Below are 12493 nucleotides of genomic sequence, written 5' to 3' on the forward strand. Positions count from 1 at the left end.
TGTGGGGAAGTAGCTCAGCTGGGAGAGCATCGCCTTCGCAAGGCGGGGGTCGAGGGTTCAAATCCCTTCTTCTCCACCACAATATCAAGGGGTTACGGGTAATACCGTGGCCCCTTTTTCTTTTGTGGTAACACCTATGGTAACACGCAGTGAAGAAAATATTCTTTGAAGAATTTGGAAGAAGCAGGGGGAGCAATAGGGAAGGTACTTTTCCTGAAAACCATATTCTGAAAGGCAAATAAAAACGGGCTTAATACGCCCGTTTTTTTCTTCATTAACGAAGGTATTCCTTCTCCATACCTCTCTCTTTTGGTGAGGGAGGGAGAGGGAGCGTAAAAGTTCATGATGAAGCAAGGCTTTTCTCTTCATCTTACTCTCTTCCGGAGCCGGTCGGTGTCAGTCGCGTGCTCTTCAAAAAGCACAGCGAACAAAAAAAACTCAAGACGGAAAACGAGGCATTTGCGGTTTATGCCGCAGCTCAAGATTAATGTTTTTATACGTTCTTCGAGGAATAAATAGCAAATGAAGAGTGGGTCTTGAGTTTTTTTTAGCTGTGCTATGCCTTTGCACGCGACTGACTGACCGCTCTGGAGAAGTGAGAAAATGCGCGAATCTTCTTGTCGCCACGCCCGCTAGGGCGGGTGGCGACATGGCCTTTCCGCTACGGCGGAGCCGATTAGCGGTGCAATTATTTAAGATGGGGAAATATTGGTAAAAATATAACGCGAAGAGATATTTTCTTGACAGAAGGGCTATGTTCGTGTATATATTTAGAAAAGCCAAAAAAGCGCATGACAATTAGGCATGCAGGTCGTTTTTGGTCTACCCCTGCCACCGATGCCTACAGTGGCAGCAGATTTTGGGTCGATATGAAGGACGCGCATCGGTAGCTTGGCTGTTCGTACCGGAGCGATTAGAACAGCCCCCGCTGATCTTGTGCAGAGAGCAAGATAAGCTTGTTTTACGAATATAGAGTCCCGCCTTCTCTGCAATATCTGCGATGAAAGCCGCCTAGGCTTACACTTTCTTCGCTGTCGTAGGACAAAGGTATTGCAAGATGCTCTTTAAAAAAAGCGGCTCTGGAAATTCATTTTCTAGGGCCGTTTTTTTTCGGTCAAAGGGTCTCTATATGTCTGAAATTCCTACCCCACTTTCTTATTCTCGTTTTCTTTCAGAAAAAGAAGTCGCTGACATCCTTGGAATTTCCATTAAAACCACACAAGCTTGGCGTTTGAAGTCTATTGGCCCGCGCTATTGGCGGCTAAACGGAAAGCTTGTTCGGTACTTGTGGCAAGATATTATCGACTATTTAGAAGGGACGGCTGTCACTCCAAGCCAGTCAATACACCGTGCTTTTTCACCAGAGTTGGTGAATAAATTTCGCGCTGAATCACACGATTCGGCTCATCAGGCATAAGCGGCACTTCCCTAAAAAAGGAAGGCCGCCTCTGCTACGCCCTATAAAAAGGCATAATAGAAGCGGACTACCCAGCAAATGTACTTCGCTAGATAGCAGATTCGACCTTCCATGTCAAACAAGACATGGCAAGCGCTCGTTCTTTTTCTCAAAAAAAGTTCACTTCACCCGCCCCTGAAGGCTCGGCTCTAAAGCCGCGTCTTGATGGACGGGGTGAAGCTATTTCTTCTGTGGCTGCTCTTCAAAATGAAAGCGCCTTACCGGATGAAACGTCTTCTGTCTCTCTTGGGAGAATTTCAACAGAGTCTTCCTTTTTATCAGAGAAAAAATCCCCAAAAGCATTGCGCCGCAACGCTTGGAAGGCTCTTTCGCGTGAAAAAAAATTATGGAAGTCAGATGAGTTTCAGGGCTACTTGATGGACTTATATTTTGAAGCCAGAAACGACAACGACAAAAACAGCCAGAAACGAGCTCTCAAAGTAAGGAACCATTCAGTTCGTGTATGTGGAGATCGCTGCATCCCCACATATGTCACCAATAAAGAAGGTGAAAAATGTGAAACTGGCGCTCCAGGAGGCGCTGAAGTCCACGCAGTAGGCGGCGGTGAATCTTCTTATACTGTCTGGAGTTGGGTTCGATGGTGTGCATCAACCTGGTTTTGCCCACTTTGCGGCCCTAAAGTTATGGCCAGGCGGCGTGAAGAGATCAAAGAAGGCTTGGAAGTACTGAAAAGCGAAGGATGCGGATTTGCATTTGTCACGCTGACGTTTCCGCATCGCGTAGGTATTAAACTTCAAGTTTATATGGAACGGCTTCAAAAAGCCTTGAAATTGTATCGCGCGGGCCGAGCTTGGGCCGATGTAAAAACCCAGTTTGGCATGAAGGGCTACATAAGAGCACAAGAGGTGACGTATGGTTGGAATAGCGGATGGCACCCCCATTTCCACGAGCTGACAATTTTTGACCATATATTGAACGACAAGGAGTCAAAGGCTTACCAAGCTTTGATTCGTGATCGCTGGCTCAAAGTCTGCAAAAAAGTGGGCTTAATTGAGCACGGCAAAATGGGCGATGCGCGGTTGCACGCAGTAGACGTGAGAATTGGTAGTGAGCCAGTTGCTCAAGAATATCTCACCAAAACGGCAGTATGGGAACTTTCATCGCGCACTACCAAGGCGGCAAGGACTGCTGGCTCTGTCCATCCACACGAATTGCTTGCTCTGGCTTGTGAGGGCGATACTCAGGCGAAAAAACTATGGGCCGAATACGCTGTCGGCATGTATAGCCGTGTGGCTGTTTATTGGTCTCCTCTTCTAAAGAAATATTGCGGAATTGCAGATAAAACGGATGAAGAACTTCTGCAAGGATCAACAGATGAAGTCATTTTGGGCGTGCCGGAAGCAACATATCGCTCGATAGCAAATTATCGTTATCAACCTGTAATTCTAGAATTAGTCGAAAATAATAAGGTTAATATTGTCGAAAAGTTTATCAAAGAGCAGCTAAGAGGCCGATGTAAGCTTTTCCGGAAAAAGCCGCCAGATCATTTAATCTAGATATCATCCTCATCCCATAAACCTAAAGACAAAACAAAAACGGCAATACCCCCACTCGTATGAGATGGGGGCATTACTCATGCAGAAAAATCTTTCAATTCACTATACGGCGTTCTAATCTCACCTTGCTGAGGTTAAAATACCAATTATTTCTTTCAAGTTTTTCTCTGCATTGTTGTGATGTCTCAAGTTGCAAATGAATTGCTTGACAAATGTGATGGCAAAAACACAGCCAGCAATTAGTGTTGGCAAAATCAATGAACTGGATTTTCCTCCAGAAAAAATCAGGCCAAACACTAACACAAAGAAGGATATGGTGCGTATCCAGTTCCATATGCTGTCGGCATATGTATTGATGATTTTTAGCCTCGTGCATGTAACGCCTAGAGGTGGATGCCAGTAGTCTCCAGACGTTTTATTCCATACAAGCAATAATTCCGTTTTTTCATCAAAATTGTTTTCAATTATGTATCTTGCCAGCATGTGTCCAGAACGAATTGGGAAAGAGCATGGAATGCTCCACTGTGACTCATCCCCTTCTACTCGAACCCATACTTTTGTAGTAGTTGTTGTGTAAGAGTTTATTTTTATATCAGAACCTCCGCCATAGCCACGAGACACACTAGAACCACCCCCACTCCCTGAAATGTGAAGACGACTTGATTCTTCACTTTCCAGAACTTCACCTTCTTCCATGCTGACAATGACTTTTTTCCCATTTATATCGCGCTCGTGTTTAACGATTAACATATTATTTCCTTATATTATTTTTTCATATTCCATTCTGGACTTGTTCCATTAGTGCGGAACGAAGTGCTTAGTTCCACTCGCCCTGAAATAGAACTTTCTTCAAATGTTGATATGATCACGGAAAAATCTTTTGTTTTGTCTTTTTTATCAACTCTTGGAATTGTTGATTCTATTATTTCTACATAATATTCTTTTTCATTGTTAAATTTTATTGGCTGAAGATTATTGTTTTTTGGCAAAGTGCATATATCTTCGACATATTTATTTCTTTCTGTGGAATTTCTCCATCCACATTTTGTCGAATAGTACAGTTTGTCGTTATTTTTTATCACCTCATCTGTTAGTACATCGTAATTATTTAACACATAACTTTTAACTATTTTATCTGTTACATTCCCATGTTCACGTTGTGCATTTGAGGGCATTTTCGAATACCGAAACAATCCCCATACAACTAGCATACTGGCAACCAAAATGATTCCCTGGTTGATTCGCATCTTACGCTTGTACTGTTCGCGCTCAGCAGAAGGAATTTTTGAAAGTTGGTACTGTGTGAAAATAAACATGTTCCTCTCCTCGAATAATAAGGTTTGAGTTGGATTACTCAGTCTTTGTCTTACCGAGCTGCCATCACAGTGTTCACTTGTTGGCAGCTCGGTAATTTTCAAATAATCTATGATAATGGATTTTGGTGGTCAACAGCTAAGCTAATCTTAGCACATGGATATCATTCCCTTCCTTCGCCCCTCTATAGCCATTGCTATGGCTGAAGCCAGAAAGGCAGCCGGATTGACCCAGCCTCAGCTTGCGGACTTCTCCGGCCTTTCTCGCAGCTATATTGCCGCACTGGAAGCCGGAGAAACCAGCTTTTCCTGTGAAAGCCTCTACGCACTCCTTGGCGTAATGAATGTTGATATTGTCGCCTTTTTTCAGCGCGTAGAAGACTTACGAGCGCAAAAGCCAACAATTTCTAAGCCTGGTCGCGGACGCCGCCGCACCATAACTATCGGAGCCTCACTGTCCGAAGACAAGTAACTCAAAGGAATTGAAATACCCCTTCAGCTGGAACAGCCGTTTCTTTAGGTTTGGCTATTTCTTTCTTTTGCTCCCAATATTTTCCCCCACGAAGCGATTCCTGCCGCATCTGTACCAGCTCACATCTCATTTCCAAGCCACCTGTCCTCTGCGACCGCTCCTCAAGCATTGCTCGTTCAACGCTAAGAGGAAGCCCACTCATCCCTCGTTTAAACAAGAGCTTTGTTTTTTGCCTTCTCGCAATTGTATCACCCAGAGGCTTCTGCGCATGGATAGCTTGGGTGACAGACTTGTGGGCGACATTAACTTGTTCTTTTGAGCTAACAAGCGGCCCATTATTCCTGACTCCCTCCCAAAAACACTCTCCCCTTTCTAAAGTTTTAATTTCTGCGCTGTCTTCACGAACCTCTTTGACCCAATTTAGAGTTTCAGGGTCGCTGCTTTGCAGCAAAATTTTTGTCGTGCAGTTTCCAAGAAGTGAGGAGACGGAGTGTCGTTCTCCGCGTGCGTACAAGGATGCAATGCTTTGCGAAGCAACGATATTTATGTTTTTAAACTCGCGAGAAAGCCCGAATAGCTGCATGTCGTTCAGATTATTTGCGCTGCCTACGTCCATAATTTCCTGAAACTCATCCCCAACCATGAAAGTAAATTCATTTTTCCCAAGCGTTCTCCCATGCTTGAGAATACTTTGATAAAATCTCTCTTTCAGGCATCTTGCCAAAATTGCACCAGTAGCCCCGCATTCGGCAGCAAAGTGGATCAAAACGATTTTTTTCTCTTTGTAGACTAGCCGTGTGAAATCAATAGGGACTGCCCCATCCTCTAGAGACGAGAAGCAGTCCATTAGCCCGCAAGTGGTCTTTATAGTTTTCAATCGCATCAAAATGCGTTGCAACATCCATGTTTTCTGTTGCTGGTTAGTTGCAGAACCTTTCGTGCTTCGCAAGTTGTTCTCAGTTTCGAGAACATGAAAACATTCGGCACTGACAGCATGGTAAAATGATTCGGCTTCGAGCAGATAATCGGGCCATTCTTTCCCCATATTTTGCGCACGGAGCGCACCTAGCTCCTGGCAAAAAAATGACCAGAGGGAAGCCGAAAATTTTTGGTTACAAAGGGCCGCGTAGATGGCTTTCAGCGTTGGCGAAAATTGCTGAGAAAAATGGCTTTTGTGCGCAATTTTCGACAAAGACAGCATTGCAAATGCAACATCTGATGCCAAAGCCCCACCCTTTGCATGCCATGATGCATTAGGGTCACGCTCAACGCCATCAAGGGCAATAACTTGGAAGAGGTCTGCAATTTCGTGCTTCTTAAGACCTGCAAGAAGATTAGTCGGCTGCGCTGTGTGCGAAGAGCCGAATTCAATGACGTCATCTTGCCGCCCGCATTTTAGGGCCAAAGCCCGCGTCTGCGTACCAAGATTCCCTTTGATGTCCAAGATGACACCGCCGAATCCTTGGCGCATCAGTGCGTCAATCATAGGCAAGATAACAGATGTGGTTTTGCCCGAACCTGTGCCGCCAATAATGGCGATTGACCGCGCACCATCAGCAAATGATAGCGTTCTGCCGCTATCAAATGTGAAAAGTGCATTTTCGGATGGTGAAGTCGAAAGAGGCTGCGAGACAACCACAGGCTTGACCGAGGCAAGAAAGCCCAGTCGGTGCTGGCGGTAAGGAGAGTCTGGGAATGTGGAAGGAGTATTAGCTTGCAGACTCATGGATTCCTCCAAAGAGTCTGCCGTTTTCTGTCTGAAAAACAAAAAAAGAAAACGGCAGACAACCAGAATTGGTTCTCACCAATTCCGACTGTTTGCCGTTTTCCCCCTTATAGCAGCTCCATGCCGCCATATTCCGGTGCCCCGGATAAAACGAAGGGGCGTCCTCCCCTTCGGCGCTCTTTGGAAATGAGCGCATAATCGCAAATTGTGGGTTGGGAAAAAACGTAGTTGCAGGGCTTGTTCCATCGACCCTGATCGCGAAGCGCTTCCACCTTCCTGACCACCAGGCAGGGGGGAGACCTTTCGGTCGGCCCAAATCTTTTTTTTGCTAAATGTTGATGACAATTCTTCGATAGACAGTTTTCAAAAAAACGTCAACAGCCATCTCATTAAAAAAATATCAATAAAAACATGACACTTTATTGAGAGCGAGTGACAGGACTTTTTTAGTTCAGACTTTACGGGCAACAAAAAAAATGGCAAAATTGAATACACGCATGTTGTAAGGCAAAAAGACACGAATTCGTTCCGATTGGAATGTTTCTACTAAACTAGACTTATAAAACTCATTTCTCTAGTTGGTGCCTTAAGTTATGGCGTAGCGTGTAGAAGGCTTGCAAGCTTTCAACATAAAGAGAAGAGATACATGAAAGAGCTTATAATAGAACTCACGAATCGATGCTTGAATAACTGTATTCACTGTTCAAGCAAAAGTTGCGGTGCTGGGGGGAAAATCCACGACATTTCTTTGCATGAAATTGAACCTGTGGTATCTAGTGCCATTAATTCTGGCTTTCATCAGGTTGTTTTTTCTGGTGGAGAACCTTTGCTCCATCCTGAGTTTGATTTGTTTGTAAAGTATTTCCACAGCCGGAATATACCTATGAAGGTGTATACCTCTGGAGTTACCGACAGTTCTTTTTTTAATGATAAGGAAAAAATTCATGCTATGTCATGTCTAAACGCCATAACTGTATCCTGTTACGCGTCAGACCGAGATCTGCACAATTCAATTACGCGCAATTCGCAGAGCTATGACAAATTACAAGAATTTATTTCTCAATTTCATAATACAGTAGAATATTTTGAAATGAATTTCGTTCCAATGGCTTTAAATGCACACGAAATGAATGTAGTGTATGAAAAATATAAAGAAATATTAAGTCAATTTAATGTTCTCAAATTAGTATGCCAAGGGAATGCTAAGAATAATTGGGGAAAATTATTTGCCTCCAGGGAATGCATAGATCAAGAACTACGTATTCTATGCGGAAAGCAGAAAACAAAAATTGGCAATTCATTTGGAGAATTATCTAACGCTACCTATCGATGTGAAGCTGGTAGTAAAAAAATGTGCATATCATTTGACGGCTATGTTATCCCCTGCGAAGTATTTAAATCTTCGAGAAAAGAATTCAGACATTGTTCAGAATATGCTTTAGATAAAAAACTTTTTGCGTGTGATGCGGTCAGTTATTCTTTACATGACTATGCCCGTGGATGCCAGTCTGGAGCGATTTTACATGCCAACTAAAACCAATCTGGATGATAAAAATAAAGTTATTTCTTCTATAAACAATGCAGACAAAAAACTTCTAAACAGCATCACATCTGCCGCTAAAGCACATCCAATTGCTATTCTTTCAATAGCCCCGCAGAGGATGAATGACAGTGCGTGTCACTCAACATTTATCACAGAAATCCAAAAAATTTACAAAAAAGATAAATCTGGGACACTTCCGTATGATGTGCTTTCCAGTCACCATAGAGAGCTTACAATAGAATGGGAGCGAATAATAAGAGCTGCCATCGCTATTTTGAGAAAAGCCGACACGCGTGAGCCTTTTCGTGAAAGGTCTCACTCTCAAATTAATCCCTCTGCCTATGGAGTTACACACCTTAAAGAATTTTTTCAAAAGTTTGTTGACTTTGAAGATGTGCTATATGGAGCGGATCGATGGTACCGAGATCATGTTGTTCATGCATATAGAGTTTGGCTTCTTGGGCTTGATTTTTTGCTAAAGGAAAAGCCCGCTGGGGGAATTTTTGCAGATGATTTTTCAGAAGCAATTAGCCTTGAGGTCAAATGCGACCTGGGGCTATTTTGCTCAAAGGATATAGAGCAGAATATACCTAATTCTCAGGCGACTGCTTTACCCATTGATGCTCCTAAATTTGTTTATTCATACGATGAAATTATCGCCATCTGGTCAATTGCAGCGTTAACTCATGATCTAGGATACCCATTAGAAAAAGCGCCCAAAATTCTTCGGTCGATCCAGGATATGATGGCTAATTTTGTATGTTCTCCTGATTTACGACAAGACCTGCGCTTTAATACGGCTGCAGATTCTATTAATGACTATGTTGTGAGACTAATTAGCACTAGAATGTCGCAGTATCGTCCATATTTTAATGATGTAGTAAACGAAAAAGTATACGTTGGGCGGGTACAGCCCAAGTTTTACATAAAATTTTTAAAGTCACTTGAGACATCTCGACATGGCATAATTAGTTCAATAGTTTTATATAAATCATTATTATATTTCTTAGAAACTGATTGTAATATAAGTGAAGACTATCGTTTTACACATGAAGATGTACGTCAGTTTTATGCACGGCGTGAAATCCTACGCTCGATCGCATCCCATACATGCTCAGATGTATATCAAATGTATGTGGCAAGTTTTTCCTTCTTGCTCTTTTTCTGTGATGAATTGCAGGATTGGGGGAGGAATAAATACCACGGAATCAGAGACAGTGATATTCATTTTTTCCCCCCTGAGGTCGTTGAATTTAGCAAAGAGTGCATTGAAATTAAACAAAGCTATGCGATCAAAAGGTTCAAACCTAATGATAATCTTGACTCCACATCAATTGCAATTGCAGCAAAGAGAATTCAAAGTGAATTTGAAAAATTTCGCTTAGTTTATAGGGATGGTATTGATACCACGAATAGAAAATTTTCGTTCAAGAAAAGTATTCAACTTGAGATTTGTGATCTTGATCTGCCCATAACTATAGTCTACTCGATACCGGCTAACAGCGAGGCAACTATATATTATGAACACCCTGGACTTTCTGCAGATAAGATTGTGAAGCACATAAAAGCTATTCAAACCCAAAAGATATCCGTTGCTAAAAATGATTCATCAAGCTGAATTTTCCTTGTGCAAACGCTATCGTTATTGGCTGGGGCGCTCATGGCTTTTTGGTGCGGGTATGGTAACGTGGGTGTTGCTAAACCCCAGTACCGCAGATGCACAAGTTGATGACCCAACTATCCGTAGATGCATACGATTTTCTCAACACTGGGGCTACCAGCGGATGAGTGTAGTGAATCTATTTGCCTTTCGAAGCACTTCACCTTCAAAACTTCTGGCTGAATCTGATCCAATAGGCCCTGATAATGATTCATTTATTTTGAAATCTGCAATTTCAGCAGATATTGTTGTTGTTGGCTGGGGGAATAATGGAACACTAATGAACCGCGATAATGACGTTATGAGCCTCTTATTTTCTGCAGGAATAACCCCCAGTGCTCTCGATGTCACTAAATCAAATTCACCTAAGCATCCACTCTATGTTAAGTATGATAAAAAATTATTTCCGTATATCAATGGTGCCGTGTAGTAATTGTTTAGGCGTGAGAATTCAGTTTTTATTGTTGTTTATTGTGGTTATTTTTGATGTTCAATGTCTATCAAAGCCGCATATCTGACAGAGATCAGAGACTGACGGCATAAATAAAGCCCCACAATTCAAGCATTGCAGCATCTGCCTCCCCCCTCTTTCCATAATTTCTTTCTAAAATATTCCTCCTGTTGGACTACGCTTTGAAGCCCCTGAACCACGGGTTCCCAGCGATCATCCGTATTCTCAAGAATTTCCTGTATGACTTCGTCCAATGACAGACAGTCCTCCAACAGCGCCTGTGCATTATCTATTTGCACTTTGCTTTGGTATAGGTAAATAGGATACAGCAATCCCCCAATATCTTTGAGGTCATTTGTGTGAATACTTTTTATGATTTAACCAACTCACATAGAAAAAATTCAGTTTTTTAATTTTTTGCAAGTATCGAAAACGAGCGTAACTTAAACAATGCAGGGGATTCTCTAGATTCAGATTGATTGTCAATCAAGAGCAGGCTGATATAACTATAAAAAAATTGTTTAATAATTTTAAAGTACAGTCTGTTATAGTCTTTTTAACATTGAGAACTCCCCAGCAATTCAAGCATTGCCATGCTTCTGCCTCCCCCCTTCCTTGTTACCGGGTGTTCTGTGATATTTTGTTTAAAAATATTTTTTAAGTTTTTTATTTATAACATATAGAACTTTCATACATCGCTCATTTTATTGCCCTTGCATGACTTCTTATTTGTATTATTATACAAATTACTACTTTTATATATTTAGTTGAGGTTCATATGCAAGCAGTACTAAGGTTTCAACCGATTGAAAGGAATGGGTTAAAGGCTGTCGGAATGCACAATAGTCGTGGTTATACAGAAGTCAACATGCCTGGGCATATAGATGTGAGTCGATCTTCTTTGAATCGTGTTCTTGTCGGGCCAGCGGTTAAAAAAATTTCTGGAGCGATGGCAGCGGCGATTGAAAAGATTCCAATGGCTCGTAAGTCTTCTGATGTGGGGAAAGACATCGTAATGTGCGAGGCCATATTGTCTGCTTCTTCAGAGTTCTTTCAACTCAAGGGTGCAACTGAAAAATGGAGCCGTCAATCTGTAGAGTGGCTGAAAAAAGAGTTTGGTGAAAAACTTCTTTCGGCTGTTCTCCATCTGGATGAGCAGACGCCACATATACACGCGGTTATTAGGGTAGATGAAGAAAAAAGTCGGATTCACCCTGTTACAAAAGAACGGATGCCCTCGAAAAGAGTGCTTTGTTATTCTGATCGTTTTGTAGACAGGAAAGAAGTACTCACTCGTGCGCGTATAGATGGCCGTTCACACCTAGATACAAAGCTTGGTAGATTTCAAACTCGGTATGCAGAGGCGGTTAGCTCTCTTGGTCTTGAACGAGGACGTGAATCAGCTAGGACTAAAGATAAAAATCTTGTCCATACAAAAACACAATTAGAAGCAGAAATTCAAAGCTTAAAAATTAAAAAAGATGAAGAAATTCAGAATCTTTCTAGGGTTAAAGTGAAAGTTGAAGAAGCTATAAAAAAGATGGAATTGGAAGCAATAGAGAATGGAAAATCCCTTTATCGTAGAGAAGTTGAGAAAGTAAAGCGAAAAATAGAAGATCTTTTCTTATGTAAAAATAATGCGAAACAATTCTTCTTTTCCTTAAGAGAAAATCAGCGGAAAGAAAACATTCATAGAAATACATTTTTAAACAAAGTTAATTGCTATAATAATATTAATGTTGTGGAGATGAAAAATGGATAGTATAAATTTATCATTGTTATTAATGGAAAGTTCTCGCAGATATAATAAACTTTCAAGTGATGTTTTTTCTTTTAGCGTGGAACAGAGTTTATTTGCTTCAAAAATAGCATCTCAACGCGATTCATTAGCCACAAGCATTATAACAATGAATAAAAATTTTGAAATAATAATAGATGAAGAAAAAATTAATTTACTTGAAGATGATAATATACTGTCGTCTTGGAGTAACTGTATAAATTTAGATTTTGCTCTGCAAGATATTTTTAAAGAAGAACAGCATATATTAATGCATTTCCAGTATGTTATAGAAAAATCAGAAAAGTTTATTAATGAGATTGCCGCAGGTGTGAGGAAAGAAGTTTTGTATGGGTGTTCAGTGTGTGGTGCTGTCTATACAGCAAAAAAAGCTGAGCCGATTGTTCCATGTAAAATTTGTGGTGCGCAAGAAAATTTGCAAGCACGTCTGTACTTATAGATGAAAAATTGTTTTTGCGTCTATAGGGCGGCGGGGTAAAAACCCTACCGCCCTATTTGGGTGGTCGAGTGAGGCGAGAGGCATCCATGCCGCGAGTGGTCGAGTGAGGCGAGAGGCA

Annotated in this window: 12 protein-coding genes and 1 tRNA gene; 9 read left to right on the forward strand and 4 right to left on the reverse strand. The window is 41.6% G+C overall.

The window, feature by feature from the left end:
* The first annotated feature begins 3 nt into the window (after nt 1–3).
* Nucleotides 4–79 (forward strand) — tRNA-Ala (locus G449_RS0112490).
* Between the two features lie 5 nt (nt 80–84).
* Here G449_RS0112490 and G449_RS18475 read toward each other — a convergent pair.
* Complete coding sequence (locus G449_RS18475) at nt 85–369, reverse strand: hypothetical protein (protein WP_159060473.1); 285 nt, start codon at nt 367–369, stop codon at nt 85–87.
* Nucleotides 370–1129: 760 nt separating this feature from the next.
* Between G449_RS18475 and G449_RS18585 the strand changes: the two genes are divergently transcribed.
* Nucleotides 1130–1417, forward strand: coding sequence for a helix-turn-helix transcriptional regulator (locus G449_RS18585; protein WP_211215151.1), 288 nt, complete (start codon nt 1130–1132; stop codon nt 1415–1417).
* A 125-nt stretch (nt 1418–1542) separates the two neighbouring features.
* A complete protein-coding gene (locus G449_RS18480; protein WP_159060474.1) occupies nt 1543–2973 on the forward strand; it encodes a protein rep in 1431 nt (476 codons plus the stop codon).
* A gap of 120 nt (nt 2974–3093) precedes the next feature.
* Here G449_RS18480 and G449_RS18485 read toward each other — a convergent pair whose 3' ends face one another.
* Together G449_RS18485 and G449_RS0112515 are read right to left on the reverse strand one after the other, a co-directional pair.
* Nucleotides 3094–3723 carry a hypothetical protein gene (locus G449_RS18485; protein ID WP_159060475.1) on the reverse strand — a complete coding sequence of 210 codons (630 nt, stop codon included), beginning with the start codon at nt 3721–3723 and terminating at the stop codon, nt 3094–3096.
* A gap of 14 nt (nt 3724–3737) precedes the next feature.
* Complete coding sequence (locus G449_RS0112515; RefSeq protein ID WP_022659659.1) at nt 3738–4289, reverse strand: hypothetical protein; 552 nt, start codon at nt 4287–4289, stop codon at nt 3738–3740.
* Between the two features lie 154 nt (nt 4290–4443).
* Between G449_RS0112515 and G449_RS17865 the strand changes: the two genes are divergently transcribed.
* Nucleotides 4444–4758 (forward strand): helix-turn-helix domain-containing protein, encoded by a 315-nt coding sequence (locus tag G449_RS17865; protein ID WP_022659660.1) that lies wholly within the window; start codon nt 4444–4446, stop codon nt 4756–4758.
* A gap of 1 nt (nt 4759) precedes the next feature.
* On the opposite strand, the gene G449_RS0112525 is transcribed toward G449_RS17865, so the two are convergent.
* Nucleotides 4760–6484: a type IV secretion system DNA-binding domain-containing protein gene (locus tag G449_RS0112525; RefSeq protein WP_022659662.1), complete on the reverse strand. Its 1725-nt coding sequence runs from the start codon at nt 6482–6484 to the stop codon at nt 4760–4762.
* Between the two features lie 646 nt (nt 6485–7130).
* Between G449_RS0112525 and G449_RS18130 the strand changes: the two genes are divergently transcribed.
* The 5 genes from G449_RS18130 to G449_RS0112550 all read left to right on the forward strand — a co-directional run bounded on the left by G449_RS18130 (nt 7131) and on the right by G449_RS0112550 (nt 12375).
* Nucleotides 7131–8018 (forward strand): radical SAM protein, encoded by an 888-nt coding sequence (locus G449_RS18130; RefSeq protein WP_081640556.1) that lies wholly within the window; start codon nt 7131–7133, stop codon nt 8016–8018.
* Nucleotides 8008–9645, forward strand: a complete 1638-nt coding sequence (locus G449_RS0112535; protein ID WP_022659664.1) for a hypothetical protein — start codon at nt 8008–8010, stop codon at nt 9643–9645. Before G449_RS18130 ends, G449_RS0112535 begins: the two co-directional genes overlap by 11 nt.
* The gene (locus G449_RS18135) at nt 9629–10117 is read left to right on the forward strand and encodes a DUF1643 domain-containing protein (RefSeq protein WP_034605644.1); all 489 of its coding nucleotides are present in this window, start codon (nt 9629–9631) and stop codon (nt 10115–10117) included. The genes G449_RS0112535 and G449_RS18135 overlap by 17 nt, the downstream gene beginning before the upstream one ends.
* A 799-nt stretch (nt 10118–10916) precedes the next feature.
* A complete protein-coding gene (mobV, locus tag G449_RS0112545) occupies nt 10917–11900 on the forward strand; it encodes a MobV family relaxase (RefSeq protein WP_081640557.1) in 984 nt (327 codons plus the stop codon).
* Nucleotides 11893–12375 carry a hypothetical protein gene (locus G449_RS0112550; RefSeq protein WP_159060476.1) on the forward strand — a complete coding sequence of 161 codons (483 nt, stop codon included), beginning with the start codon at nt 11893–11895 and terminating at the stop codon, nt 12373–12375. Before mobV ends, G449_RS0112550 begins: the two co-directional genes overlap by 8 nt.
* Nucleotides 12376–12493: the final 118 nt, after the last annotated feature.

This window comes from Desulfovibrio desulfuricans DSM 642 (assembly GCF_000420465.1).
GTDB lineage: Bacteria > Desulfobacterota > Desulfovibrionia > Desulfovibrionales > Desulfovibrionaceae > Desulfovibrio > Desulfovibrio desulfuricans.

Bases quoted from the DNA above. Each gene is read 5' to 3' on its own strand.
- G449_RS18475 (WP_159060473.1), bottom strand. From the start codon at position 369: ATGAAGAGAAAAGCCTTGCTTCATCATGAACTTTTACGCTCCCTCTCC.
- G449_RS18585 (WP_211215151.1), top strand. From the start codon at position 1,130: ATGTCTGAAATTCCTACCCCACTTTCTTATTCTCGTTTTCTTTCAGAA.
- G449_RS18480 (WP_159060474.1), top strand. From the start codon at position 1,543: ATGGCAAGCGCTCGTTCTTTTTCTCAAAAAAAGTTCACTTCACCCGCC.
- G449_RS18485 (WP_159060475.1), bottom strand. From the start codon at position 3,723: ATGTTAATCGTTAAACACGAGCGCGATATAAATGGGAAAAAAGTCATT.
- G449_RS0112515 (WP_022659659.1), bottom strand. From the start codon at position 4,289: ATGTTTATTTTCACACAGTACCAACTTTCAAAAATTCCTTCTGCTGAG.
- G449_RS17865 (WP_022659660.1), top strand. From the start codon at position 4,444: ATGGATATCATTCCCTTCCTTCGCCCCTCTATAGCCATTGCTATGGCT.
- G449_RS0112525 (WP_022659662.1), bottom strand. From the start codon at position 6,484: ATGAGTCTGCAAGCTAATACTCCTTCCACATTCCCAGACTCTCCTTAC.
- G449_RS18130 (WP_081640556.1), top strand. From the start codon at position 7,131: ATGAAAGAGCTTATAATAGAACTCACGAATCGATGCTTGAATAACTGT.
- G449_RS0112535 (WP_022659664.1), top strand. From the start codon at position 8,008: ATGCCAACTAAAACCAATCTGGATGATAAAAATAAAGTTATTTCTTCT.
- G449_RS18135 (WP_034605644.1), top strand. From the start codon at position 9,629: ATGATTCATCAAGCTGAATTTTCCTTGTGCAAACGCTATCGTTATTGG.
- mobV (WP_081640557.1), top strand. From the start codon at position 10,917: ATGCAAGCAGTACTAAGGTTTCAACCGATTGAAAGGAATGGGTTAAAG.
- G449_RS0112550 (WP_159060476.1), top strand. From the start codon at position 11,893: ATGGATAGTATAAATTTATCATTGTTATTAATGGAAAGTTCTCGCAGA.